This window comes from Chitinophaga polysaccharea (assembly GCF_902150045.1).
GTDB lineage: Bacteria > Bacteroidota > Bacteroidia > Chitinophagales > Chitinophagaceae > Chitinophaga > Chitinophaga polysaccharea_A.
In genome coordinates, this window is sequence record NZ_CABFVU010000002.1 from 23,861 (window position 1) to 49,829 (window position 25,969).

At 47.8% G+C, this 25,969-nt stretch carries 21 protein-coding genes; 12 read left to right on the forward strand and 9 right to left on the reverse strand.

From position 1 onward, the window contains the following. Positions 1–80 precede the first annotated feature (80 nt). The gene (locus tag FN124_RS14685) at positions 81–1,931 is read left to right on the forward strand and encodes a 2-oxoacid:acceptor oxidoreductase subunit alpha (RefSeq protein ID WP_142685581.1); all 1,851 of its coding nucleotides are present in this window, start codon (positions 81–83) and stop codon (positions 1,929–1,931) included. 129 nt (positions 1,932–2,060) lie between these two features. Beyond that, positions 2,061–2,648, forward strand: coding sequence for a DUF6134 family protein (locus FN124_RS14690; RefSeq protein WP_142685582.1), 588 nt, complete (start codon positions 2,061–2,063; stop codon positions 2,646–2,648). Between the two features lie 55 nt (positions 2,649–2,703). On the opposite strand, the gene FN124_RS14695 is transcribed toward FN124_RS14690, so the two are convergent. The 7 genes from FN124_RS14695 to gldA form a co-directional block, all read right to left on the reverse strand. Continuing rightward, entirely contained in the window at positions 2,704–3,894 is a 1,191-nt protein-coding gene (locus FN124_RS14695; protein WP_142685583.1) for a Gfo/Idh/MocA family protein, read from the reverse strand. A gap of 20 nt (positions 3,895–3,914) precedes the next feature. Continuing rightward, the gene (locus FN124_RS14700; protein ID WP_142685584.1) at positions 3,915–5,132 is read right to left on the reverse strand and encodes a nucleoside permease; all 1,218 of its coding nucleotides are present in this window, start codon (positions 5,130–5,132) and stop codon (positions 3,915–3,917) included. Positions 5,133–5,463: 331 nt separating this feature from the next. Then, positions 5,464–6,111, reverse strand: coding sequence for an endonuclease III (gene nth / locus FN124_RS14705; protein ID WP_142685585.1), 648 nt, complete (start codon positions 6,109–6,111; stop codon positions 5,464–5,466). A 39-nt stretch (positions 6,112–6,150) separates the two neighbouring features. Continuing rightward, on the reverse strand, positions 6,151–6,369 hold the full coding sequence (locus FN124_RS14710; RefSeq protein ID WP_142685586.1) for a hypothetical protein: 219 nt from the start codon (positions 6,367–6,369) through the stop codon (positions 6,151–6,153). 110 nt (positions 6,370–6,479) lie between these two features. Next, positions 6,480–6,791 carry an FtsB family cell division protein gene (locus FN124_RS14715; RefSeq protein WP_142685587.1) on the reverse strand — a complete coding sequence of 104 codons (312 nt, stop codon included), beginning with the start codon at positions 6,789–6,791 and terminating at the stop codon, positions 6,480–6,482. An 87-nt stretch (positions 6,792–6,878) separates the two neighbouring features. Then, the gene (gene eno / locus FN124_RS14720; RefSeq protein WP_142685588.1) at positions 6,879–8,168 is read right to left on the reverse strand and encodes a phosphopyruvate hydratase; all 1,290 of its coding nucleotides are present in this window, start codon (positions 8,166–8,168) and stop codon (positions 6,879–6,881) included. A 90-nt stretch (positions 8,169–8,258) separates the two neighbouring features. Continuing rightward, a complete protein-coding gene (gldA, locus tag FN124_RS14725) occupies positions 8,259–9,185 on the reverse strand; it encodes a gliding motility-associated ABC transporter ATP-binding subunit GldA (RefSeq protein ID WP_142685589.1) in 927 nt (308 codons plus the stop codon). A gap of 334 nt (positions 9,186–9,519) precedes the next feature. Between gldA and FN124_RS14730 the strand changes: the two genes are divergently transcribed. Both FN124_RS14730 and bcp read left to right on the forward strand, forming a co-directional pair. Further along, on the forward strand, positions 9,520–11,208 hold the full coding sequence (locus FN124_RS14730; protein WP_142685590.1) for a M23 family metallopeptidase: 1,689 nt from the start codon (positions 9,520–9,522) through the stop codon (positions 11,206–11,208). A 30-nt stretch (positions 11,209–11,238) separates the two neighbouring features. Continuing rightward, on the forward strand, positions 11,239–11,700 hold the full coding sequence (bcp, locus tag FN124_RS14735) for a thioredoxin-dependent thiol peroxidase (protein ID WP_142685591.1): 462 nt from the start codon (positions 11,239–11,241) through the stop codon (positions 11,698–11,700). A 32-nt stretch (positions 11,701–11,732) separates the two neighbouring features. Here bcp and FN124_RS14740 read toward each other — a convergent pair whose 3' ends face one another. Next, on the reverse strand, positions 11,733–13,283 hold the full coding sequence (locus FN124_RS14740; protein ID WP_142685592.1) for an SUMF1/EgtB/PvdO family nonheme iron enzyme: 1,551 nt from the start codon (positions 13,281–13,283) through the stop codon (positions 11,733–11,735). A 255-nt stretch (positions 13,284–13,538) separates the two neighbouring features. On the opposite strand from FN124_RS14740, the gene porU reads away from it, so the two are divergent. The 8 genes from porU to FN124_RS14780 all read left to right on the forward strand — a co-directional run bounded on the left by porU (position 13,539) and on the right by FN124_RS14780 (position 24,798). Next, complete coding sequence (gene porU, locus FN124_RS14745; RefSeq protein ID WP_185937216.1) at positions 13,539–16,841, forward strand: type IX secretion system sortase PorU; 3,303 nt, start codon at positions 13,539–13,541, stop codon at positions 16,839–16,841. 102 nt (positions 16,842–16,943) lie between these two features. Further along, entirely contained in the window at positions 16,944–18,116 is a 1,173-nt protein-coding gene (porV, locus tag FN124_RS14750) for a type IX secretion system outer membrane channel protein PorV (RefSeq protein WP_142685594.1), read from the forward strand. 124 nt (positions 18,117–18,240) lie between these two features. Then, positions 18,241–18,729, forward strand: a complete 489-nt coding sequence (gene ispF, locus FN124_RS14755) for a 2-C-methyl-D-erythritol 2,4-cyclodiphosphate synthase (RefSeq protein ID WP_142685595.1) — start codon at positions 18,241–18,243, stop codon at positions 18,727–18,729. 37 nt (positions 18,730–18,766) lie between these two features. After that, positions 18,767–19,210 carry a dUTP diphosphatase gene (dut, locus tag FN124_RS14760; RefSeq protein WP_111579902.1) on the forward strand — a complete coding sequence of 148 codons (444 nt, stop codon included), beginning with the start codon at positions 18,767–18,769 and terminating at the stop codon, positions 19,208–19,210. A gap of 3 nt (positions 19,211–19,213) precedes the next feature. Beyond that, positions 19,214–20,950: a tetratricopeptide repeat protein gene (locus FN124_RS14765; RefSeq protein ID WP_142685596.1), complete on the forward strand. Its 1,737-nt coding sequence runs from the start codon at positions 19,214–19,216 to the stop codon at positions 20,948–20,950. Positions 20,951–20,974: 24 nt separating this feature from the next. After that, a complete protein-coding gene (lolB1, locus tag FN124_RS14770) occupies positions 20,975–21,811 on the forward strand; it encodes a lipoprotein insertase outer membrane protein LolB1 (protein ID WP_142685597.1) in 837 nt (278 codons plus the stop codon). A 90-nt stretch (positions 21,812–21,901) separates the two neighbouring features. Beyond that, positions 21,902–23,338 carry a murein hydrolase activator EnvC family protein gene (locus tag FN124_RS14775; RefSeq protein WP_185937217.1) on the forward strand — a complete coding sequence of 479 codons (1,437 nt, stop codon included), beginning with the start codon at positions 21,902–21,904 and terminating at the stop codon, positions 23,336–23,338. Between the two features lie 86 nt (positions 23,339–23,424). Next, the gene (locus tag FN124_RS14780) at positions 23,425–24,798 is read left to right on the forward strand and encodes a murein hydrolase activator EnvC family protein (RefSeq protein ID WP_185937218.1); all 1,374 of its coding nucleotides are present in this window, start codon (positions 23,425–23,427) and stop codon (positions 24,796–24,798) included. Here the strand turns inward: FN124_RS14780 and bshA are convergent. Beyond that, positions 24,795–25,934, reverse strand: coding sequence for an N-acetyl-alpha-D-glucosaminyl L-malate synthase BshA (gene bshA, locus FN124_RS14785; RefSeq protein ID WP_142685600.1), 1,140 nt, complete (start codon positions 25,932–25,934; stop codon positions 24,795–24,797). The two genes, FN124_RS14780 and bshA, sit on opposite strands and share 4 nt — an antisense overlap. Positions 25,935–25,969 lie beyond the last annotated feature (35 nt).

Here is a 25,969-nt window from a genome sequence, read left to right on the forward strand (position 1 = left end):
ATATTGCAGGCCAGTGGGTTCCTAGCTCCCGATTACCTAAATTTACATCTTTAAAAAAGAATACCTTAAAAGATAAATAGATGCCTAATACTTCGATTCAACAGCTGGAGGATGTAGTGATAAAATTTGCAGGCGACAGTGGAGACGGGATGCAGTTAACAGGTACCCAGTTTTCGAATAATACCGCGTTATTCGGCAATGACCTGAGCACATTCCCTGATTTTCCGGCGGAGATCCGTGCCCCGATAGGTACTTTGCCGGGTGTGAGCGGCTTCCAGCTTCACTTTTCTTCGAACAGGATATTTACCCCGGGCGATGCCTGCGATGTACTGGTGGTGATGAACGCCGCCGCATTGAAGGCAAACCTGAAAGGGCTTAAAAAAGGCGGCATTATCCTCGCCAATACAGATGGTTTTGATGCCAAAAACCTTCGCCTGGCTAACTACCCGGAAGGCGTAAATCCGCTGGAAGACGGATCCCTGGCCGCTTACCAGCTGCATACCATGGATGTGACCAAAATGACGCGTGAAGCGCTGAAAGATACTACCCTGGGTATGAAGGAAAAAGACCGTGCGAAAAACATGTTCGTGCTGGGATTCCTGTACTGGCTGTACGACCGTAACATGGAAAATACGGAAGTATTTCTCCGGGAGAAATTCGGCAAAAAACCGGAGATCCTGGAAAGTAACCTGAAAGTACTGCATGCCGGCTACAACTTTGCAGATACCGTAGAAGCCTTTACCACCCGCTACCGTGTGGAAAAAGCCCGGATGGAGCCAGGTACCTACCGCAGCATCACAGGTAACACCGCCCTGGCTTATGGCCTGGTAGCCGCTTCGCAGAAAGCAAACCTGCCGCTGTTCCTGGGTACCTATCCCATTACCCCGGCTTCTGATATCCTGCATGAGCTGAGTCGCTTTAAGAATTTTGGGATCCGTACCTTCCAGGCGGAAGACGAAATTGCCGGTATTACCTCCGCTATCGGCGCCTCCTATGGCGGTCATATGGGGGTTACCACTACTTCAGGCCCCGGCATGGCCCTGAAAGGCGAGGCAATGGGCCTGGCCGTAATGCTGGAAATACCATTGATCATCGTTGATATTCAACGTGGGGGACCTTCTACCGGTTTGCCTACCAAAACGGAACAATCCGACCTGTTACAGGCATATTACGGCCGCAACGGGGAGTGCCCGATGCCAATCGTTTCTGCATCCACTCCTGCAGATTGTTTCGATGCTGTATTTGAAGCTTTCAGGATCGCTGTAAAGCATATGACACCGGTTATTTTCCTCAGTGATGGCTATATCGCCAATGGTTCCGAGCCCTGGCGCTTCCCCAAAGCAGCAGACCTTCCCGGCATTGAAGTGAAATTCAAAAAAGGCCTGGAAGAAGGAGAGGAGCAATTCCTGCCTTATCATCGCGATGAGAACCTGGTACGCCCCTGGGCAGTACCTGGCACACCAGGCCTGGAACACCGTATTGGCGGCCTGGAAAAGCAAAACATCACCGGTAATGTTAGTTATGACCCGGAAAATCATCAGCTGATGGTGAAGATCCGCCAGGAAAAAGTAGATAAGATTGCAGATCATATTCCATTGCAGAAAATAGAGCTCGGTCCGGAAAAAGGAAAAGTCCTCGTGCTGGGCTGGGGATCTACCTATGGCGCCATTAAAAGCGCTGTACTGGACCTGCTGGCAGAAGGACATGAAGTAGCACATGCACATATCCGCTACATCCGCCCGTTCCCTAAAAACCTGGGAGAAATATTGCACAGCTACGATAAAGTACTGATCCCTGAAATCAATAACGGGCAGCTGATCAAAGTGATCCGCGATCAGTACCTCATTGATGCACAGGGTTATCATAAAATAATGGGCGTACCTATTACAAAGGGGGAACTGATCACAAAGATCAGGGAAATGCTCGCGTAAGCTATTATTTTAAAGCACACAATAAAAAATCCTGTCCGTTGTGACAGGATTTTTTGTATTTTCCTTGACGGGAAGACATTTACAGCTACTACTTCCTCAGGAAAATATTGTTAGTTTAAGTCAACTATTATGAATAGTCTTTTAAGGTTTTTGTTTACCACTATCACAGTAGCTGTATTGTATTTGCAGGCAGGTGCCCAAACCAATACTTTCGAAGTGCGTATTGCCAATCATGCTGTAGGAACTATTGAAGCTAACCGCAAACTTACCGGCGCTGCCAAAAGCATCGTTATAAGAACACGGATCCAGATAATGCTTTCAAAGATCAACAGCGATATTGTGAACGAATATAATAACAACATACTGACCAATGCCAGGGTATCGCGGGTATCCGGTAAAACCGGTGAAGATAAACAGACCATTGTGAGGCGTAACGGTAAAGAATATACGATAATAGTGAACGGGGAAAAATCGGTACTGGATACTGAAATAGAAGAGTGCGTAGCAGATCTTTACTTCGCGGAGCCCAGGCAGATAAACCGGGTGTTTTCCGAAACGCTTGGCCGTTTCCTGCCGTTGAAATCACTGGGTGGGGGTGTGTATGAGCTGATATTGCCGGAAGGAAAAAAGAATGTGTTCAGGTATGAGAACGGCACCTTAATGTCGGTAGAAGTAAATCATGCACTTGGTAAAGCCATGTTTGTAAAAATAAGCTGAGAAGGAGATGATTATCCTGGCAGATGTACCGGAACAATCACCTCCATCTTATTAATTACAATACCTGTTCAATGATCTGCCCGCTCGCTTTATCTTTCAGGATCAGTTTCTTTGCCCCGAAATGCGTCATCTCTTCTTTGACCAGGTAATATTGATCGTTGTAGTCGGTTAAGGTTTTTGCTTTGGTAAGCCCTTCCTGTCCGCGCCATATTTCCAGTTGTACCGGTTCCCACTGCTTGGAGGCAGCACTTTTGTAAGCCGCATCCAGGATAGCGTTCACCACATAACCGTCATAGAAAGTTTCATTGGCTTCCCTGCCGGTCTCCATCGCATCAAACATATTGGTGAACATGTGATTATATCCCAGTTCATTGAGCTCATCACCAACGGGAAACAGCCAGCCGGAGTTGCTTTCTGCTTTCTCGGCTACATAATCAGCGCCTTTGCCGGTAGTAAACATATCAAAGCCGGTACGTAAAAAGCTGTTGAGCCAGATGGTGCCTTCTGTTCCCATTACTTCATCGCGCAGATCGAGGCCGCCGCGGAAAGTCCAGCTCACTTCAAACTGGCCGATAGCGCCGTTTTCATATTTCACCAGGCCAATGGCATGATCTTCGGCATCGATGGGTTTTACCTGTGTATCTGCCCAGCACATCACTTCTACCGGTTTAATATCTTTCCCGATAAAGTTGCGGCCTATTTCCACGCAGTGGCAGCCCAGGTCAAGGATACAACCACCACCGGCCTGTTCTTTATCCCAAAACCATTCGCTGTGCGGGCCGGGATGCGTTTCCCTCGACTTAGCCCAGAGTATCCTTCCCAATGCCCCGTCTTTCACGCTTTGCAGTGCTTTAAGGAACTTAGGAGTGTACACGAGGTCTTCCAGGTATCCATGGAAGACACCTGCCTTTTCCACTGCTTCCAGCATCCGTTTTGCTTCCTGGGCATTGCGTCCCAGTGGTTTGGTACAGATCACTGCCTTTTTATGCTTGCAGCACAGGTCGATGGCTGCTTCGTGCAGGTTATTGGGGAGCGATACACAAACTACATCTACTTCTGCACGGGCAATGGCGGCTTCCATTTCCGTGGTCTGAAAAGCGACATCATAATCTGCGGCGAATTTTTGTGCGCTTTCTTCCCGGCGGGAATACACGCTTACAATTTTATCGCGGCTGCGTTGTCCCTGCAGGGAATCAGCGTAGAACCGCGCAATAAAACCTGAACCAAGCATTGCTATTTTTGCCATAATAATCGTTTTGCCGATGATTAATGTTTAACAACTGTATTCTTGTTACTATCTCTGAAAAACAACATAAACAGCACTAATACTGCCGCTGCGATACCTGCGGGGATCAGCCAGATGGTGTGCCAGTTGTGACTGTTTGCGCCGGTTTTATAAGCATCCACAATAGGCCCGGAAATGATAAAGCCTATCAGCATTCCCACACCATATGTAGCCAGTGTTACAAAGCCCTGGGCAGAGCTCTTGAATTCTTCACCGGCAATTTTATCGGTGTAGATCTGCCCGGTTACAAAGAAGAAATCATAGCAGATACCGTGTAAGATGATACCTATAATGAGCATCCAGTAGTTGGCATCAATATCGCCAAAAGAGAACAGGGTATAACGTACCACCCAGGCGAGCATACCTAATGCCAGCATCTTCTTTACACCTAACCTGGCGAAGAACAACGGCATTACCAGCATGAAGAGGAACTCTGACATTTGCCCCATGGATTGCTTGCCGGCAGCTGCGTTCATGCCTATTTCATTGAGGAACGGATTCGTGAAATTGTAGTAGAATGCCAGGGGTATACAGATGGCAATGGATGCCAGGAAGAACAGCAGGTAGGAGCGATTTTTCAGCATCCGTATAGCATCGAGGCCCAGGATCTCTTTTACCGAGATCTGCGTACCTTTTTTGGCAGGCGGTGTTTTAGGCAGTGTAAAGCTGAACACTCCCAGCAGGAGAGATGCGCCAGCTGCCATTTTAAAGGTGAGGTCAAGCGAGTTTGTTTTCTCCCACTGTAACCATCCGATGAGCAGGCCGGCAATGATCCAGCCAACAGTGCCGAATACGCGGATAAAAGAAAACTCTTTACTCGGATCGCTCATCTGCCGGAAGGAGATGGAGTTCACCAATGCCAGTGTAGGCATGTAAAGGATCATGTACACCAGTAATACGGGGTAGAAACTGTCGTAGCTGGTCATGCCCGAGCAGATCCATAGCAGCGCAGCGCCCACCAGGTGTATCACCCCAAGGATGATCTGTGCCGAAATAAAGCGGTCGGCAATAATGCCTACAATGAAAGGTGCGATTACTGCCCCGATAGATTGTGTAAGGAAGGCGTATCCCACCTGGGTATCGGTGGCGCCCTGCAGATTTTTTAATACGAAGGTTCCTAATGTCACAAACCATGCGCCCCAGATAAAGAATTCCAGGAACATCATAAAGGATAGTTGTACCCTAACAGCTGATCTCATAACGACTAATGCTTTATTGATTGAATCTTGATGAACCGCTTAAGATAAGCAAATTTCATAATTGTGAGGTGAAATTCTTGATGGATAATATAAACTCCGGCAGTTCACAAAGTATTGTGCCTGATCTTTTTACCGGGCATTACAGTAATGCCGGACCCCGCAGCAAGTAGCGCGCTTTTAGGCGTTTGCTGCAGCATGTTCCCAAATGCGGCGCCGTACAATGTGCGGGTACAGCAATGGTAATCAAAATCCGTCGGCCTGTTTAGCAGGATCTGCTTCAAAGTTGAGCATCAGGAGGTTTCTCCAGGCTGCAGTGAGGAATGGGCGCATATTAATTTGCCTTTACCAGTTTTGCATAATATTTACATGCCGGTCTTAGCCCGCATTCGCCACATTTCGGGCTCCGGGCTACACAAATATAACGGCCATGCAGTATGAGCCAGTGATGGGCGATATGTACTTTTTCTTTCGGAATATTTTTCAGCAGCTGCAGTTCTGTTTGCAGCGGTGTTTTGGCATTGGTGGTAAGCCCTATCCTCGCGGAAACCCTGAACACATGCGTGTCTACTGCCATATTGGGCTGCTGGTGCACCACTGAGGTGATCACATTGGCTGTTTTACGGCCTACTCCCGGGAGCTTTATCAGTTCCGGCACAGTAGCGGGTATTTCCCCGTTAAAATCTTCCACCACCATTTGTGCCATCCCGATGAGGTGCTTCGTTTTGTTGTTGGGATAGCTGATGCTGCGGATCAGCGGGAACAGCTCGTCGAATGTGGCGGTGCTGAGGGCGTATACGTCCGGGTATTTTGCAAAGATGGCAGGAGTGGTCATGTTCACCCGTTTATCGGTGCATTGGGCCGACAGGATAACGGCTACCAGCAGTTGGTATGGATTGTCGTAGATGAGTTCCGTTTCGGCATTGGGAGCATGTTCCTCAAAGTATTTGAGAACAAATGCATAACGCTCTTTTTGAGTCATGCCATAAAGATAGGAAAAATGGAAAAAGTAAGGTGGCTGTTACTGCTCCTCCATTTTTTGTTTATCGGCTGCGTAGTCGAAAATCAGCTGGAGGGTGGCCACTCTTGGCGCATAGAGTACTGTGTTAAGGGCTGCTTTGGTGTCGTCAAAGCTGGCTTGTTCTTCCCGGGTAAATGAAAGATCTTCCTGGTGATGTTTAATATCGCTTTTAGTAACAAGACACAGGGTTGAAAGTACAGAAAGTGTAAAATTACTCATGCATAATTATTTTAATACTAACAATAGGTTCTCTTTTATAACGGATTTTGCTCGGATTCTATTGTTAATTTAAGATAAATTTTTAAGATGCACAAGGGTAGTGAGCAGGGCTACTGGGCGGGTGCCGGGGTGATAATGAACAGGTCTTCATTATCCTTTTTCATATAGTATTTTTCGCGGGCAAATTTCTCCAGTTTTTCGGGGCTGGAGAGCAGTTCCTGCTGTTCCTCCCGGGTTTGTCTGATTTCCCGGATAAAGAATTCCTTCTGGTTTTCGAGCTTGTTAACCTCTGTCTGGAACTGGTATTGGAGCATGAGGTTGGTTTTGTCCAGGAAGGCTATCCAGATAATAAAGGCAGCAAAAGCTATGAAGAACTTATTCTTCAGGAGCTTTGGCACTTTTATGGACTTTAATCCGGACATACAGCAATTTACAAATGATTTTTGGATTTCAGATACCCGGCGCTGATGTGCCGGGTACCCGAGATCCAGAAATTTTTCCCCTGAGGGTTATTTTTTTACACTGATGGAGTTGGTAGGATAGATCGCTACTTCACCCAGTGCTTCTTCGATACGGAGTAATTGGTTGTATTTCGCCATACGGTCTGTACGGGAAGCGGAACCGGTTTTGATCTGGCCGCAGTTCAGGGCTACGGCGAGGTCGGCGATGGTAGTATCTTCAGTTTCGCCGGAACGGTGGCTCATGATGGAAGTATAACCGGCTTTGTGGGCCATGTTCACTGCATCAATGGTTTCCGTTACAGTACCGATCTGGTTTACTTTTACCAGGATGCTGTTGGCGATACCTTTATCGATACCTTCTTTCAGACGGAGTACGTTGGTAACAAACAGATCGTCGCCTACCAGCTGTACGCGGTTGCCTACAGATTCAGTCAGTTTTTTCCAGCCTTCCCAGTCATCTTCCGCCATACCATCTTCGATGGAAACGATAGGATATTTGTTTACCCATTCAGTCCAGTAAGCCACCATTTCGTCGCTGCTGATCACTTTCTGGGAGCTTTTGTAGAATTTGTAGCTCTTGGTAGCGTCATCGTACATTTCGCTGCTGGCGGCATCCAGGGCGATAGCTACCTGGGTGCCTGGTTCGTAACCGGCTGCTTTGATAGCTTCCAGTACGGTTTCGATGGCTTCTTCGTTGCTCTGGATTTCAGGAGCGAAACCGCCTTCATCGCCTACGTTGGTGCTGTATCCTTTCTTTTTCAGTACGGATTTAAGGTGGTGGAAAATTTCCACGCCCCAGCGCAAACCTTCAGAGAAGGAAGGAGCGCCAACCGGTACGATCATAAATTCCTGGAAGTCGATTTTATTATCTGCGTGCGCACCACCGTTGATGATGTTCATTAAAGGAATGGGGAGGGTGAAAGCATTTACACCGCCGAGGTAGCGGTACAGTGGCTGGTTGCTTTCTTCGGCAGCAGCTTTGGCTACGGCCATGCTCACTGCGAGGGTGGCGTTGGCGCCCAGTTTAGCTTTATTAGGAGTACCATCAAGTTGAATGAGCATTTTATCGATGCCGGCCTGATCCGTCACTTCCCAGCCAATCAGTTCATCCGCGATGATATCGTTTACGTTATTTACGGCCTGCAGTACGCCTTTGCCCATATAAACGCTTTTATCATTATCACGCAGTTCTACTGCTTCGTGTTTACCGGTAGAAGCACCGGATGGAACTGCTGCACGGCCAAAATGTCCGTCTTCTGTGGTTACATCAACCTCAATTGTAGGATTACCACGGCTGTCGAGGATCTGCCTGGCATGGATTTCTGAAATGGTACTCATAATTCGAAAAGTTATTATTGTTAGCTATTTATTTAGCACCTGGCGTTCGCCGCGGCTGTTAGTCCCTCACCACTCCCGGGTTGCTAACGGCTACAGTTGTTTGCCTGGGGCTTTTGTCAATTCCCGGAAAATTGTTTCCAGGCTTTGTGAATTGCTCTGCAAAGAAAGGATGTTCCTGTTATTAATCAAAGCAAATTGTAACAGGTTTTTTCGCACCTCGTCCACCTGGCCGGTAAACAACTGCCAGCTATGGTCTTCCCGGGCTACCACACGGGTAATGCCGGGAATTGCCAGCAATTCGGCTTCGGTAATCGGCTCGGCAAAGGTAACCTGTAAATATCCATTACCGCTGCTGTTTTCACGGATTAACGATAATTTATCGTCTGCAATGATCTTTCCCTTGTTAATGATGATCACCCGGTCGCACAGGGCTTCCACTTCCTGCATAATATGCGTGGAAAGGATCACGGTTTTATTGGCGCCAAGTTCTTTGATCAGCTGCCTGATATCGGCCAGCTGGTTGGGATCCAGCCCGGTAGTGGGCTCGTCCAGGATCAATACTTCCGGATCATGCAGCAGGGCCTGGGCCAGGCCAACCCTTTGCTTATACCCGTTGGATAATGCCCCGATCTTTTTGTGCTGCTCCGGCTGCAGCCCCGTTTGTTCAATGACGGCGGCAATACGCTTTGCGCCGCCTTTTCCCAGCTGGTGCACACCGGCCACAAACTCCAGGAATTCGCGGATATACATATCATAGTACAACGGGTTGGATTCCGGCAGATAGCCTACCCTTTTACGCACTTCCAGCGATTGGGACACAATGTCGAAACCACATACACTGGCCTTACCGCTGCTGGGCGGCAAAAAGCCGGTGATCATTTTCATCGTGGTGGATTTTCCTGCACCGTTGGGGCCCAGGAAACCAGTGATCTCTCCCTTTTTCAACTCAAAGGAAATTGCATCCACTGCCCTTTGTTCGCCGTATACTTTACTGAGTTCTGATACCTGGATAGACATGTATGCTGCACGTTTTGCGGGGACTAAAGTACTTAAAAAAGCGCGGATTTTGCCGCGGATTTTGTCTGACTCAGGATTATGATGATTACGCTGATTACGCTGATTACGCTGATTTTGTTTTTTAAATTTTGGGAGATGGATACGCATTTACCAGCATGTTTAAAGACCTTTAGCAGGTATGCTTCATACGGGAAGGATTATACGGGAATATATTACCAGCCACTGGCATGAACCTTGTCCAATATCTCTCTAAAAACAAAACCAAATGAAAAAATAAAATCAGCGTAATCATCATAATCCTGAGTCAGACAAAATCCGCTTACATTTGCATATTATGAAAAGAGTCATTGGTCTATTTTGTTTATTACCACAACTACTACAGGCGCAATCTATCCCGGTGAAGGACTATCCGCAAGGCTACTTCAGGAACCCGCTGAGTATACCGATCATACTCGCCGGTAACTTCGGGGAACTGCGGCCCAATCACTTTCATTCAGGAATGGATATTAAAACGCAGCAAAAGGAAAACCTGCCGGTACATGCCGCAGCAGATGGTTATGTAAGCCGCATAGGTGTATCGCACACGGGTTTTGGGAACGTACTTTACATTACTCACCCCAATGGATACACGACAGTATATGCGCATCTGAATGCTTTTTTTCCTGCGCTGCAACAGTATGTGAAGAAACAGCAATACCAGGCGGAAAGCTGGGCCAGTGACCTTACCATCCCCGCCGGCCTGTTTCCCGTGAAGAAAGGGGACTTTGTAGCATGGAGCGGCAATACAGGCGGATCTGCCGGTCCGCACCTGCACTTTGAGATCAGGAACACCACCACTGAAAAGCCACTGAACCCGTTGCTTTTTGGATTTGATATTGCAGATACCAAGGCGCCGGATGTATATCGCCTGGCCATATACGACCGCGAAAAAAGTATCTACGAACAAAAGCCACTCATCCTGCCCTTAAAGAAAGTGGGCGGCGAATACGTAACCACCCAGCCTGTGGTGAAGGTGAATACTGCGAAGGCCGGCATTGGCCTCAGCGCTATAGACCGTATGAACACCGGTAATATTTATGGTATTTATGAAGTAACGCTGCTCCAGAATAATGAACCGGATATCGACTTCCAGCTGGATAACATCGGTTATGATGAAACACGCTACCTGAATGCACATATCGATTATAAAATAAAGAAAGGCGGGGGGCCATACTACCAGCTGGTGTTTTCCCTGCCAGGCAATAAACTGGATATTTACCACGACCTGAAAGGCGATGGTACCATCCACCTTTCAGATGGGGAAGTGCACCAGGTAAAACTGCTTGTAAAAGATGCGTATGGAAATACATCTACCGTAAAACTGGCCCTGCAACAGTCGGGCACCAACGATACGCAGAAAGCATGCGCCAATACCATGTACCCTGATTCCCGCAATATTTTTGAAAATAACCAGGTGGAATTCTACCTGGATGAAACAGCGTTGTACGACCAGGTATGTTTTGACTACCTTGAAACTGCGCCGGCAAGTGCCAAAGCCTATTCCAACATATATCACCTGCATAATGCGCTGGTACCGGTACACGACCTGTTCGATGTACGGCTTCGCGCTACCCGGAATGTTCCGGAATACCTGCAGTCGAAAATGGTGATGGTACGGGAAGGACAAGGCAGCAGCACTTCTGCCACCACGTTGGAGAATGGCTGGTATAAAGGCACATTCCGTGATTTCGGTAACTTCCACCTGGAAGTGGATACGGTAGCTCCAAAGGTAACGCCGCTGGGAGTGAAGCCCGGCGCTGTACTTTCAAAAGCCGCTAAAATATCATTTGCCATGAGCGATGCCAGTGGTATTAAAAACTACCGTGCAGAGCTGGATGGTAAATGGCTGATGTTTTCGCGCAGGGGTAACGTGCTCACCTATACGTTCGACGAGCATTGCCAGCCGGGTGCGCATGTATTGGTGATGAAAGTAACTGATATAGCGGGGAATGAAGGCAGCTACAGGTTATCATTCAAACGTTAAGAGATCATTCAAACAGTTAAAACCATAGATATGACAAACTTAAAAGAAGGCGATAAAGCTCCTGTTTTCAAAGGAAAGGATCAGCATGGCAAAACCGTGTCCCTGACTGATTTTAAAGGCAAACGGGTGGTATTGTATTTTTATCCGAAAGACATGACGCCAGGATGTACAGCACAGGCCTGTAACCTGCGCGACAACTATGATACCCTGCTGAAAAAAGGATATGCAGTAGTAGGTGTAAGCACAGACAGTGAACAGAGTCACCAGAAATTTATTGAGAAATACGAACTGCCATTTACCTTACTGGCAGACGAAGACCAGAAGATTGTACATCAGTATGGCGTATGGGGAGAAAAGCAGATGATGGGCAGAACCTATGATGGTATTCACCGGACCACTTTCCTTATTGATGAGAAAGGAGTGATTGCGCATATCATCAAAAAGCCTGACACAAAGAATCATACGGAAGAGATCCTGGAATTGTGGAAGTAGCGGAGGGATCGCCGAAGGCGATCACTTCCGCACTATCTCTTCTGACGTTGTTTCTTAAACAGGTTACCCGTTTTGAACTTGTTACCTTCAGGGCTGCCTACGCGGTCCATTGCACAACGGAAACCAACCGTGTTTGTGGCCATATCTTCCTGCATGTAACGGCGCGTACCTGGTGAAAGCCAGTAAGCACGGTCGTTCCAGCTACCACCTTTGATCACATGTGATTTATCGTTGATCAGGGTAGTAATGCCATAACCATATTCCACCTGGGAGAGGGAGTCACCATCAAGATAGTTGATCACATCACCTTTCTGGTAGTTAAGACGGTTGGCGCTTTCTTCATCAGTTACATCACGCATTTTCAGGTGACCAAGGCTGTCTTTTTCAAACTCTTTGTTCTCGTTCTGGTAAACAGTCTGGAATTTGTTACCACGGAAGTAGTTGAAGTCTTCCCCATCGATCGGGTTGAGTGGTCTGTATACGTCCAGTACCCATTCTGCCACGTTACCTGACATATTGTAGATGCCGAATGTGTTAGGATAGAAGGAGCGGATAGGGCCAGGGATAGAAGCACGGTCGTTCAAACCGCCGGCCACACCCATGTTATCACCGGAACCGCGCTTGAAGTTGGCCAGGAACTGGCCTTGCATGGTACCACGGCGGATATCACGTAAACCGCTGGTGTTGGTGCCCCAGGAGTAAACCTGTTTGTTCATGATCAGCTCTTCTCCGTGTTTGCCTTCTTTTTTGGAAGGGCCGGGGTTCTGACCTATATAACCCAGTGCAGCATATTCCCATTCTGCTTCAGTTGGAAGGCGATAGTTGGGTAACATGATGCCATCTTCAAAAGCGGCATTACGGGGAGTTCCGTCGGAATTTTTGAACTGGTCTTTTGCACTCTTCGACATTTTACCCGGAGTACCTTCATACAAACCGGCAGTGTAAGATTTAGTGTCGAAGGTATTGTCGTCCGACTGGTTATTCACATCTGCTTTGGAAAGGAGCCCCTTATCCATCAGCAGTTTTTCGTTTACACGGTTGGAACGCCATTTACAGTAGTCGGTAGCCTGTTTCCAGGTAACGCCTACTACAGGATAGTCGTTATAAGCCGGGTGACGGAAATAATATTCCACCAGCGGCTCATTATAGGCCAGCTCACTACGCCATACCAGGGTATCCGGCATTGCGTTGCGGTATACTTCAGGGAATGATTCCCCGTATACACGGTTCAGCCAGTAAAGATATTCACGGTAATGTACGTTGGCTACTTCAGATTCATCGATATAGAAGGAAGAAACCGTAATACGGCGCGGAATATTATTCCAGTCGCCCATTACATCCTGTTCCGTTGCCCCCATGGCGAATGTACCACCCTGTACAAAAACAAGGCCCGGACCAGTTTGCTGGTTCACGTTTTTTGCTACACTGAAACCACCCATTTTCTGGTCGTTATAGTTCCAGCCCGTAGCGGAAGAAGCTTGCTTCTTCTTACCGAAAAGTCCCCCGCCGTCTTTATGACAGGCACTCATGGATAGCATTACGCTGGTACCTACGAGCAATGATAAAGAGGTTAATCTACGCATGCGATACAGCTTTAGTCTAGTATATTTACAGTAAACGCAAATGTACTCTTTTTTATTTTATGGCGAAAAAAATTAATTTGTAATTTGCTGCCGATCGTTCCCGCTGATAAGGGTCTTTCTACATCAACCGGCCGAAAAACTGCGATTAAGGTAATGAAACTCAGTTATATTTTTATAGTCCTATTCCTGCTTTCTTTTTTGAGGACGGGAGAAATATATGCCCAAAGCAGCCTTCGGCCCTATAAAAAAAATTCCGTGCTGGCAACCGGCAGCTGGTATAAAATAGGTATCAGCGCTCCCGGGGTTTATAAAATAGATGCCGCCTTCCTGCAAAGCCTGGGTATCACGGATTTGCGCGCTGGGGGGCTGCGGCTGTATGGCAGCGGGGGGCAGATGCTGGGGGAGCCTAATGCCGTACCACGCTACGACGACCTGCCGGAAGTGGCCCTGCAGGTAGAAGATGGGGGAGATGGTATACTGGATGGCAGCGACTATGCCCTTTTTTATGCCCCAGGGCCGCATCGCTGGCTCTATAACAGCAGCATCAAAACCTTTACGCATCAGCGGAACCTGTATGCCGATACAGCCTGGTATTATATCACCACCACCGGAACAGGGCTCAGGATAAGCGCCGCCGGCGATGAGCCGGCAGCTGCAGCGCCGGAATATACCTTCGACTTTCATGATTTTTACGAGCGGGACAGCATTAATTTCCTCAACAGCGGGAAACAATGGTGGGGCCAGGAATTCAGTAAAGTAGTTGGGCTTACCCGCAGCTACGGTTTTAAATTGCCTGCGGCCCCGGAAGGAAAAGTGTGGGTTAGTATGCGGGTAGCGGCACGTAGCGGCAGTGGAAGCAATTTCAACGCCAGCGTAAACAAAGCGGAGGCAATAACCAATATGTACCTGCTGCCTGTTACCGGTAATATCTTTGAAGGTGTGGCTACCGCGGCTGCCACTACCGGCGGTGCAAATACGGATCAGGCAGCGCTGGAAATAGGCGTGGAATTTTTACCGGGAAATATCAACGACCGGGGGTGGCTTGATTACCTAGAGGTACAGGCACGTTGTGCTCCGGTATTGCCTGCTTCAGGTATGCTGGATTTCCGCAGCACCCGGTATGCCGGTACCGGGCAGCCCAGCCGTTTTGCAGTACATAACGCCAACGCGCAAACGTATATCTGGGATGTTACGGATCCGCTGCAACCCCTGATAATGAAAACCACCCTGCAAGGGGATTCCCTGCTGTTTACCGGCAAAAACGACCGGCTGCACGAATACCTTGCTTTTAATACCTCGGCCGCGAAGACACCCGTTTTTGCCGGCACTGTACCGAACCAGGACCTGCATGGCAGCAGCCCGGCGGATATGATCATTGTTACCACACGCAGGCTGCTGCCGCAGGCAGAGCGCCTGGCCGCCATGCACAGGGAGGAAGACCAGCTGTTGGTGCAGGTAACCACTATTGACCAGGTATACCAGGAGTTTGCATCTGGAACGCCGGATCCTACAGCGATCAGGGACTATGTAAAAATGTTTTACGACCGGGGGCCGGCGCCACGTTACCTGCTGTTGCTGGGCGCCGCGTCTTACGACTACCGGCAGCGGGTAAAAAACAACACCAATGATATTCCCTCCTGGCAAAGCGAGGCTTCCCTTGATGCCATCAGGTCGTATGTTTCCGACGATTATTTTGGCATCCTGAAAGATGATGGCGACATTACCCGGAACGATAAACCGGATCTGCTGGATATCGGTATTGGCCGTATTCCTGCGCGTAATGAAGCAGAGGCCAGGCTGGCAGTGGATAAGATCCTGCGGTACCGGCAGCCGGCTGCATTTGGCGCCTGGCGTAACCAGGTAACGCTGCTGGCCGATGATGAAGATGATAACCTGCATTTTGAAGATGCGGAGAAAATGGGAGATATTCTATGGAGCAGTGCGCGGGGGATGAATACAGATAAGATCTATGCAGATGCCTATCCCCAGGAAACAGGCAGCTCAGGCGCACTTTACCCGGAAGTAAATAAAGCCATTGCCGGGAGGATAAATAAAGGTACGCTGGTACTGAATTATACGGGTCATGGCAGCAATACGCGCCTGGCTGCCGAAAATATAATGGATGCTGCCAGTACCAACGACTGGCATAACGAAAACAGGCTTCCCTTGTTTATTACAGCCACTTGTGATTTTGCGCCCTATGATGATCCGGGCATCACCTCGCTGGGGCATAAAATATTATTGCAGCATACGGGTGGGGCAATTGCGCTGATGACTACTACCCGCGCGGTTTTTGCAGCCTCCAACCAGCTGATGAACGCTAACTATTTTAAAGTGGCGTTTACACCATCTGCAGATGGGCGTATGCCTGCGTTGGGTACTGCAGCCATGCTGGCGAAGAACCTTACTTACAGCAGTTCCGGCGATGCAGTGAATAACCGTAAGTTCCAGCTCCTCGGAGACCCGGCGCTCACCCTGGCATATCCCACCTACCGCGTGATCACAGATTCTATCAATGGGAGGGCAACCACAGGATTACCCGATACCGTGAAGGGCCTTGGCACCTATACTGTGAAAGGGCATATAGCAGATGCACAGGGGAACCCCGTATCCAATTATAATGGCACTCTTTATACAACGGTATACGATCAGCCGGCCCTGTTGAAAACCCGTGGCAATGATGCCGGAAGCCAGGTGGCTGCATACAGGGTGCAGCAGAACGTATTGTTCCAGGGAACCCAAACAATGAGTGGCGGCAGGTTTTCTTTTACATTTATGGCCCCCGCCGATACCAGGGAAGGTAATGGTAAAGGAAAGATCAGTTATTATACCAGCAATGACCGGCAGGATGGTAACGGTTATTTTGATAATTTCACCACGGGAGGGCTGGCTTCACCACCGGTGGCTGATGTTACCGGTCCGGCAATAAATGCCTGGCTTGATAACCGTAATTTCAGAAGCGGGGATATCACAGGCCCGGATCCTTTACTGATAATAGATCTGGCAGACAGCAGCGGTATCAACATTTCAGGGAATAATGAGCTTCACAGGCTGACGGCAATTCTGGATAGTACAGAATATTTTGTGTTAAATGATTATTTTGGGGCATCTTTGGACAGCTATAAGAAAGGTAATGTACTTTTCCCGTTAAAGGGATTGTCAACTGGAGAACATAAAATTACGGTCAGGGCATGGGATGCATGGAACAATGGGGCTACAGCAACTATTTATTTCAAAGTGGCTGAACAGGGCGTACTGGCAGTAGATGATGTCAGGAATTTTCCAAATCCTTTTCATGATGTGACACGTTTTTCTTTTTTGCATAACCGCCAGGGAGAAGAGCTGGAACTTACGTTACAGGTGTTTACATTAGCCGGAAGACTGGTAAAAACAATGCGGAGCACAATAATTTCCACCGCTGGTCGTTTTGAGGGCATGCCCTGGGATGGTAGTAATGATTCGGGAGCAAAACTATCCACAGGGTTGTACGTGTACAGGCTAACAATCAGAACTTCCACGGGTACGAGAGTAAAAGGCGGTAAGCTGATGTTATTGTAGTCTATGCCGGGAAATAATTTTACCATTATCCCAATAAACCCCTTTCTATGTTATATTAATAAATAAGATTATTTTTACATCCTTATCAAATACAAATTCTGCATGATCCGAAAGGTAACAATGGGCCTTGTGTTCATTTACGGTACTTTCATAAGTTTACAAACCTCAGCGCAAATTCCTAACCCGGGACAAACAGATGGGCGTACCAACACCATCAATACCGCGGTGCCTTTTCTGAGAATTACACCGGATGCACGCAGTGGAGCCATGGGTGACGTGGGAGTGGGCATATCACCGGATGCATCTTCTATTTATAATAACCTGTCTAAGCTTCCATTTGCTGAAAAGAATGGCGGTTTATCGGTAACTTATACACCCTGGTTAAAAGAACTGGTAAACGATGTATTCCTGGCCACAGTATCCGGTTACACAAAGCTGGATGAACAGCAGGCCATTTCCGGTTCGTTAAGATATTTTTCTTTGGGAACGATCAACTTTACAGATGTAACCGGCACACCCACGGGTGATTTCCGTCCGCGTGAGTTTGCGCTGGACGCAGGTTATGCCCGTAAACTGTCAGATCATTTCGGCATAGGCTTAACAGCCCGTTATATTTACTCCAACCTGGCTGGCGGGCAAAGCAACGGCAGCGTGAGCATTAAGCCAGGTAAAGCCTTTGCAGCTGATTTGTCTGGATTTTACACCAAAGATTTTGAGAAAGATGATGGCCTGGTAAACAGGCTGAACGTAGGGCTGGCTATTACGAATATCGGTACCAAAATTTCCTACACCAGTTCTGCGGCCAATAAAGACTTCCTGCCAACTAACCTGGGTATTGGTACGGCCTATACCATAGCACTGGATGCAGCCAACCAGCTCACCCTTGCGCTGGATATCAATAAGCTGTTGGTACCTACACCGGATACTGCCGGCTTATATAAGGAGAAAGGCACACTGGAAGGGATCTTTAGCTCTTTCGGAGATGCACCTCTTAAGGAAGAACTGCAGGAGCTGATGTATTCTGTTGGTATGGAGTATTGGTACAACCAGCAGTTTGCTGTACGGGCCGGTTACTTTAATGAAAATAAGAACAAGGGTAACCGCAAATATTTTACCGCTGGTATTGGTGTTAAGTACGACGTCTTCGGGCTTAACTTTTCCTACCTGGTACCTTCAGGCTCAGGAATCCAGCGTAACCCGCTTTCCAATACCCTTCGGTTTACGCTTACATTCGACCTGGGCCCCAGGGATGAAGAAAGCCGTACAGGATGGTAACACATATTTAGTCGTTTAATTATATAAATGATTGAATCAATTGAATCCCTCCGCAAAACGGGGGGATTTTTATATTTATTGGCTTACCTTGCGGATTGGCAAAATGATTTAATATATTACAAATATGAGTAGGATACGTATAGGATTGGGAGTAGATTTCCATCAGCTGACAGAAGGCCGGGAATTCTGGCTGGGAGGTGTACTGGTGCCACATCATAAAGGTGCGCTGGGACACAGCGATGCCGATGTATTATTACATGCCATTTGTGATGCCATGCTGGGAGCGCTTTCTCTGGGAGATATAGGAGTACATTTCCCGGATACTGATAATATTTACAAGAATATCGACAGTAAAATATTATTGGCCCGGTGCGCACAGCTGATAGGAGAGAAAGGATACCAGGTGGTAAATGTAGACAGTACCTTGTGTTTGCAGGCGCCGAAAGTGAAGCCGTATGTACCCGAGATGCAGGCAGTGATCGCGAAGATCCTGCATGTGGGCATTGAAGATGTATCTGTGAAGGCCACTACCACTGAAAAGCTGGGTTTTGTAGGCCGTGAGGAAGGCGTTACAGCACATGCGGTGGTACTGCTGGAGCATATCACCCAGTAATTCACCATTCATAATTATTTTAAAATATCTTTGTTCAATGGCGGATATCATTGTGAAAATAATCAATAAGTCAGGTAATGAATTACCGGCCTATGCAACGGCAGATGCGGCAGGAATGGACCTTCGCGCACATTTGGAAACAGCAGTAACCCTGCAGTCGCTGGAAAGAATGCTGATCCCCACCGGCTTGTTTATGGAACTGCCTGCCGGCTACGAAGCGCAGATCCGCCCCCGTAGCGGTTTAGCCATTAAGCAGGGGCTTACGCTCCTGAATACGCCTGGCACGATAGATGCAGATTATCGCGGAGAGATTAAGATTATTATGATCAATTTATCCAATGAACCGCAAACCATACAACCTGGCGACCGTATTGCTCAGATGATTATTGCTCCTTTTGTTCAGGCGGTCATAGAACCGGTAACCGTGCTGACAGAAACCGTTAGAGGTGTGGGAGGATTTGGACATACCGGTAAATCCTGATAAATGCGGATATACTTCACCGTTATAGGGCTGACTGGGATGTTATTAATGGGAGCCTGTAGTGGTGCCAAACAATCAGCATCACGCAAAAACGCCACCATTAATAATTCCACTGTGCTGTCGCAGCGGGCGGATAGCCTCTTCTTTGCTGCCCAGCGCTCCAAAATGCTGGGTGACTATCGCACGGCTATTACCCAGTATGCGGACTACCTGCGGCTGAATAAAAACAACGCCACCGTTAACTACGAATTAGCACGTCTTTTTATAGAAGTACAGAATGCCGGTAACGCGCTCATCTTTGCCCGTCGCGCTGCAGCACTGGATCCGCAGAACCACTGGTTCCAGGTAACGCTTGCAGACGCCTATGCCGTGAATGAGAAATTTGACAGTGCGGCCTATGTGTTTGAAGGCCTTACCCAAAGATACCCCGATAACGAAGATTATCTTTATAACAAAGGAATTTTACTGGCAAAAGCCGATAAACCCGCCTCTGCACTTGCGGTATTTGACCAGCTGGAAAAGAAGGTAGGCGTTGTGGAAGAACTTATTTACCAGAAGCAGAAACTGCTGCTGAAAATGAGTATGGTGGATGAAGCGGCGGCAGAAATAAAAAAACTGATCAGCCAGGAACCGGAAGAGATCAGGTACTACTACCTGCTGGCAGAGATCTACGATGCAAACGACCGTATACCGGATGCCGCAGCAGTGTATCATACCATCCTTTCCAAAGACCCTGATAATCCAAGGGCCCTCATCGCGCTGGCATCTTACGCAAAGAAAAATAATGATACGGTCACCTACTGGAGCAATCTCACCAAAGCATTCGCCAATCCGGGTTACAGTATTGATGAAAAGGTAGCGTATGTATACCCCTACCTGCAAATGATGAATACGGATACGGCCAAGCTGGATGAAGGACTGCAGCTGACTTCCCTCATCATCAAAGCACATCCGGCAGATGCAAAAGCATATGCACTCAGAGGGGATATGTTTTCACAGGCAGATATGCTGGACAGTGCAGAGGTAAGCTATAAAAAGGCCCTGAGCCTTGACGACAGCCGTTTCTCCGTTTGGTATCAGCTGATGTGGATCTATTCCCGTAAAGATGATCCCACCGCATTACTGGCACTCAGCAATAATGTAACCGGTAAATTCCCCAAAGAATTTATGGGTTACTATTTTAAAGGAGTAGCCAGTTTCCTCCTGCAGCAGTACCCGGGCGCTATCAGTTCGCTGAACACTGCACTGGAAATAGGCAATGGAGAAAAAAAATTCCTGGGAGATATTTATTCCCTGCTAGGCGACTCCTATCATGCTACCGGGCAGCACCGGCAGTCGGACAGCAGCTATGAGCGCGCTTTGCTGCTTCGTCCGAAAGATGCGCTGATCATGAATAATTACAGCTACTATCTTTCTTTAAGGGGCGAAAACCTGGAAAGAGCGGCGGAAATGTCAAAACAATCACTGGAACTGGAACCGGAAAGCCCCACCTACATGGACACCTATGCCTGGATCCTTTTCCGCCAGGAAAAATTTGCAGAAGCAAAAGTGTGGATTGAAAAGGCATTGCAATACCCGGAAGCACAGAAAAATCCGAATGTGCTTGAACATTATGGTGATATCCTGTTTAATCTGAAAGAAGTTACAAAAGCGGTGGAATACTGGCAGATGGCTAAAGATAAGGGAGCATCCTCTGTAGACCTGGCCCGTAAGATCGCTGAAAAAAGATATATTCAATAAGCATTTGCTATAAGTCATCGCTCAATGAAGAAAAAAATAGAAGTCACACTTTTAATTATAATGACCGGTTTGGGAATGATGGCCTGCCGTCATCCCAAGAAGCTGGCGCGGAGTACTTTCCCTGCAGCTGATACAAATAAGGTAACCATTGGAGGCGACAGCTCCTCGAACGCGGAACTGACCCGTTTCACCGGCGAAATGCTGAAAGGTATCCACGCCAATCATATTGAATTCAATACTTTTTCCGGTAAAATGAAGCTGGCTTTTGAAACAGACAAGAAGAGCCATAATAACCTGAATGCTACTTTCCGTATTAAAAAAGACAGCATCATATGGATATCCGTTTCAGCCCCGATTGTAGATGAAGTGATCAGGGCAGTGATCACGCGGGATAGCCTTAAAATGTACAACCGTTTGGATAAGCAGTTATTTCTCCGGAAAATGTCGGATGCTGAAGAGCTGCTGAATATTCCGTTCGATTTCAATACCCTGCAGGATATGCTGATCGGTAACCCGGTGTATCTTACAGATTCCATATACCAGGTAGTAAAAACACCCGCTATCATTTCTTTCAGTTGCGATCATGCAAAGTTTATCAGCCTCTTCAATGTTTTTGCGGATGACTACGGATTGCAGCAAAGCAAAGTGATGGATAAAGACAGTACAGGTACTGCCAAACGGTCGTGCGAGCTTACCTATGGCGATTATACCAAAGTAGCCGGCCGCAAATTCCCTACCACCCGCCGTATTTATATTGAAGAAAAGAACGTTACCAAAGTGGCGCTCGATTTTACACGGTACGATTTTGATGTGCCGCTCTCTTTTCCATTCAGCATGCCCGCCAGCTATAAGCGTATGTAAAATGTTAATTGAGTAAATGCCGCCTTCATTAAACTAATAAACGTTGTATATTTATTTAATTTGCAGTTACTAAATTTAGTCATGTTGTATTTGAAGAAGATTATCCCGTTTATGTTGGTGCTATGGTTACTGCCAGCTATGTTGGTTGCCCAGAATAATGGGCAGCAGCAACCATCGCGGGAAGAACTGGAGCGAAGAAAGAAGGACCTGCAAAGAGAAATAGATGAGGCAAATGAACAATTAAAGGAAACCAAGAAATCTACCAGGGAAAGTCTTGGCCAGCTGCGCGCCCTGCGCGACAAGATCACGCTGCGTACCCGTTTGATCAATAATATCAATGAGGAGATTAATTTTATCAACGGAGATATTAATACCGCTGCGCGGGATGTGAAAACGTTGCAGAAAGACCTGGACACTCTGAAAGCCCAGTATGCGCAACTGGTGATCTATGCTTATAAGAACCGCTCTTCTTATGATATGTTGAACTTCGTATTTTCTGCAGAAAGTTTTAATGATGCAGTAAAACGTTTTCAGTACCTGAAGCAATACCGTGAATACCGCCGCCGCCAGGCAGATAATATCGTGTCTACGCAGGAACAGCTGAACCAGAAGATCCAGAACCTGGAATCGCAGCGGGTAAGACGCTCTGATGCGCTGAAAACGGAGCAGGAGCAACGTAATACCCTGGAAATAGATAAGAAGGAAAAAGATGAAGTACTGAATAAACTGAAAGGTCGTGAGAAAGAGCTGGTGGCAGATATTAACCAGCGTAAGAAAGATGCCCAGAAGGTACAACTGGCCATCAGGGCGGTAATCCGCAGGGAAATAGAAGAGGCCCGCCGTAAGGCTGCGGAAGAAGAAGCTGCCCGTCGTAAAGCCGCAGAAGAAAAACGCAGGCGTGAGGAAGAAGCCCGTAAAGCTGCTGCACTGGCTGCTGCGGAGAGGGCAAAAGCAGCTGCCGCCAATAATAACAATAACAACGCTGCCAATACACCGGCGCCAACACCGGCCCCTCCGCCGGCAAAAACACCGGAGCCGGCGCCTGAACCGGAGAAACCGGCGGCCCGTACAGAGAACGTGCTGGAAGCCACTCCTGAGGCATTAGCATTGTCTGAAAGTTTTGAAGCCAATCGTGGTAAACTCCCATGGCCGGTTGATGCCGGTAATATCATCGAGCATTTTGGTATTCACCAGCATGCAGTGATGGAGCATATCCAGGTGCCTTCCGATGGTATTGTGATTGCCACCACTAAAGGCGGCGCCGTAAAATCTATATTTGACGGGGAAGTAAAATCCGTGGTAGTGATGCCAGGTTCAGGATATGTAATTATTATCCGTCACGGACAATACTTTACCACCTATGTACGTTTGCAAACTACCAGGGTGAAGAAAGGAGATAATGTTAAAACGGGCCAGGTAATTGGTACGGCCAGCACCAACGATATTGAAAATACCGGTGAGGTGGAACTGCAGATATGGAAAGGCATTACCAAACAGAATCCTGAGCAGTGGATCAGGAGAAGATAATTTAATAGCTGAAACTATACGAGATAAAGCTGAAAGCATTTAAGGATGCTTTCAGCTTTGCGCTTACTAACCAAATGCAATTTTTTTTGAGAAAGTTGATCCCTCTTTTGATGGCTCTATGGCTATTACCTGCGCTGTTGCATGCTCAGCGGGGTAGTAAGCAATCACGCGCGGCACTGGAAAACCGTAAGCAGGAGTTGTTAAAAGAAATAGAAGAAGCCAATAAAGCCCTGCAGCAAACAAAGAAATCCACCCGGCAAAATGTAGCCCTGCAGCGGGAACTATTGCAGAAGATTTCTACCCGCAATGCACAGATCGTTCATATCAACAATGAAATCAGTTTAATAGAAGGAGACATCAGCAATACTAACAGTAACGTACAAACGCTGGAGAAAGAAGTGGATTCTCTCCGGGCCAGGTATGCACAACTGGTGGTGTATACTTATAAAACCCGTGACTCTTACAGTGTGCTGAACTTCTTTTTTTCTGCCACCAATTTTAATGATGCCATACGCCGCTATCAGTACCTGCAGCAATACCGCGAAAACAGGCGCCGGGATGCAGAGAGCCTGTTGTCTACCAAAGTATTGCTTAGCGAGAAGCTGGTAGCCCTGCAACAGCAGAAAGCCAGGAAAACAGGGGCGCTGCAAACGGAGCAGCGACAGCGGATAGACCTGCTGGAAGATAAGAAAGAGGCAGATAAGGCTATTGCACAGCTGAAAGACCAGGAGCAGGAGTTACAGCAGCGTATTAATAAAAATAAGGCTGAAGCCCGCCAGGTAGACCGGGCCATCCAGGATGCCATCAGGCGGGAAATAGCTGCGGCACAGAAGAGGGCCGCGGCACAAGCGCTGGCCCGCAAAAAGGCTGCAGACGCCCGTCGCCGTGAACAGGCTGCTGCCCGTAAAAGAGCTGCTATTGCCGCCGCCAGAAAAGTAGGGAAAAAATTACCAGTGAAAGTAGAGAAGGAGGAGAAGGAAGAAGAGGAGGCCCCGTTAGAGAAAACTTCCAGTGAAGATGCGTTGGTGGCCACTCCGGAGGCGCTTACATTATCGCGCGATTTTGAGTCGAACCGCGGCCGTTTACCCTGGCCGGTTGATGCAGGCCGTGTGACTGGTCATTTCGGCGCCGGCAGGGTAGGTAAAATTGAAGTGGATCACAATGGCATTATCATCGCCACTGCCAGGGGAGCCGCAGTAAAAGCCATTTTTGACGGAGAAGTAATTATGGTATTTATGGTACCGGGCGCAGGATATATGGTAACCCTGCGCCACGGAAAATATTTTACCAACTATGTGAGATTACTGGATGTTCGTGTTAGCAAGGGTGCTTCTGTAAAACGCGGGCAAACACTTGGTGTAGCCGCTCCGGGTGCAGGTAGCAATGCCGGGGAGATAGAATTACAGATTTATCGCAACATGGTGAAACAGAATCCCGAAAAGTGGATACGCGCCCGTTAGAGCAGCTGTACCTGTTTTTGTAATACTTCTTCGTATAAAGCCTCGTATTGAGGAATGATATTATCGATGTGGAAGCGCTGCGCCTGTTCCCAGGCACCCTGTCTTACCTGCTCCAGCAGGGCTTCATCTTTCAGCAGTCTTATTGCATGGGCAGCCATTCCTTCCACATCTCCCACATTACTCATAAAGCCGGTTTGCCCCGGGATATTTATTTCCGGTAAGCCTCCCGCATTGGAGGAAAGCACAGGTACCCGTGCAGCCATTGCTTCCAGTGCCGCCAATCCAAAGCTTTCATATTCCGATGGCAGCAGGAACAGGTCACTGATAGACATCACATCTTCCAGCTGCTCCTGTTTTCCCACAAACCTTACATCTTCACAAATACCCAATTCCCGGCAAAGACATTCGATAGAAGGCCTGTCAGGACCGTCGCCTACCAGCAGCAGTTTTGCCGGCAGCTCTTTACGTACCCGGGCAAATACCTTTACCACATCAGGTACCCGTTTTACTTTACGGAAGTTGGATACATGCAACAGGATCTTTTCGCCGTTGGGCGCAATCGCCTGTCTGAAATGAGGCAGTTCCCGGCGGCTGAAGCGTTGAGTATCCACAAAGTTGTAGATGACCGCTATATCCTTTTCAATCGGGAAGGATTTATAGGTTTCATCCCGCAGGTTTTCAGAAACGGCGGTAATGGCGTCCGACTCGTTGATGGAGAAGGTTACTACCGGCTCATAGGTTTTATCCTTACCCACCAGGGTAATATCTGTACCGTGCAGGGTAGTGATAAAAGGTACCGTTCTGCCATGCTTTTTCACGATCTGCTTGGCCATATAGGCGGTAGATGCGTGTGGAATAGCATAGTGAACATGCAGCAGGTCCAGTTTCTGGTTAATGATAACATCCACCATGGTGCTGCTGAGGGCAGATTCATAGGGAGGAAAATCAAAAAGTGGATATGTAGGCACCTGAACCTCGTGATAATATATATTAGCGTGAAATGCGTTAAGCCTTACAGGCTGCTGATATGTAATAAAGTGGACCATATGGCCTTTATCTGCCAGGGCTTTCCCCAGCTCTGTGGCCAGCACCCCACTACCACCGTACGTAGGGTAACATACTATTCCTATGCGCATGAGTTGATTTTTTGCATCCTGCAAAGGTACTAAAA

Bases quoted from the DNA above. Each gene is read 5' to 3' on its own strand.
- FN124_RS14685 (WP_142685581.1), top strand. From the start codon at position 81: ATGCCTAATACTTCGATTCAACAGCTGGAGGATGTAGTGATAAAATTT.
- FN124_RS14690 (WP_142685582.1), top strand. From the start codon at position 2,061: ATGAATAGTCTTTTAAGGTTTTTGTTTACCACTATCACAGTAGCTGTA.
- FN124_RS14695 (WP_142685583.1), bottom strand. From the start codon at position 3,894: ATGGCAAAAATAGCAATGCTTGGTTCAGGTTTTATTGCGCGGTTCTAC.
- FN124_RS14700 (WP_142685584.1), bottom strand. From the start codon at position 5,132: ATGAGATCAGCTGTTAGGGTACAACTATCCTTTATGATGTTCCTGGAA.
- nth (WP_142685585.1), bottom strand. From the start codon at position 6,111: ATGACTCAAAAAGAGCGTTATGCATTTGTTCTCAAATACTTTGAGGAA.
- FN124_RS14710 (WP_142685586.1), bottom strand. From the start codon at position 6,369: ATGAGTAATTTTACACTTTCTGTACTTTCAACCCTGTGTCTTGTTACT.
- FN124_RS14715 (WP_142685587.1), bottom strand. From the start codon at position 6,791: ATGTCCGGATTAAAGTCCATAAAAGTGCCAAAGCTCCTGAAGAATAAG.
- eno (WP_142685588.1), bottom strand. From the start codon at position 8,168: ATGAGTACCATTTCAGAAATCCATGCCAGGCAGATCCTCGACAGCCGT.
- gldA (WP_142685589.1), bottom strand. From the start codon at position 9,185: ATGTCTATCCAGGTATCAGAACTCAGTAAAGTATACGGCGAACAAAGG.
- FN124_RS14730 (WP_142685590.1), top strand. From the start codon at position 9,520: ATGAAAAGAGTCATTGGTCTATTTTGTTTATTACCACAACTACTACAG.
- bcp (WP_142685591.1), top strand. From the start codon at position 11,239: ATGACAAACTTAAAAGAAGGCGATAAAGCTCCTGTTTTCAAAGGAAAG.
- FN124_RS14740 (WP_142685592.1), bottom strand. From the start codon at position 13,283: ATGCGTAGATTAACCTCTTTATCATTGCTCGTAGGTACCAGCGTAATG.
- porV (WP_142685594.1), top strand. From the start codon at position 16,944: ATGATCCGAAAGGTAACAATGGGCCTTGTGTTCATTTACGGTACTTTC.
- ispF (WP_142685595.1), top strand. From the start codon at position 18,241: ATGAGTAGGATACGTATAGGATTGGGAGTAGATTTCCATCAGCTGACA.
- dut (WP_111579902.1), top strand. From the start codon at position 18,767: ATGGCGGATATCATTGTGAAAATAATCAATAAGTCAGGTAATGAATTA.
- FN124_RS14765 (WP_142685596.1), top strand. From the start codon at position 19,214: ATGCGGATATACTTCACCGTTATAGGGCTGACTGGGATGTTATTAATG.
- lolB1 (WP_142685597.1), top strand. From the start codon at position 20,975: ATGAAGAAAAAAATAGAAGTCACACTTTTAATTATAATGACCGGTTTG.
- bshA (WP_142685600.1), bottom strand. From the start codon at position 25,934: ATGCGCATAGGAATAGTATGTTACCCTACGTACGGTGGTAGTGGGGTG.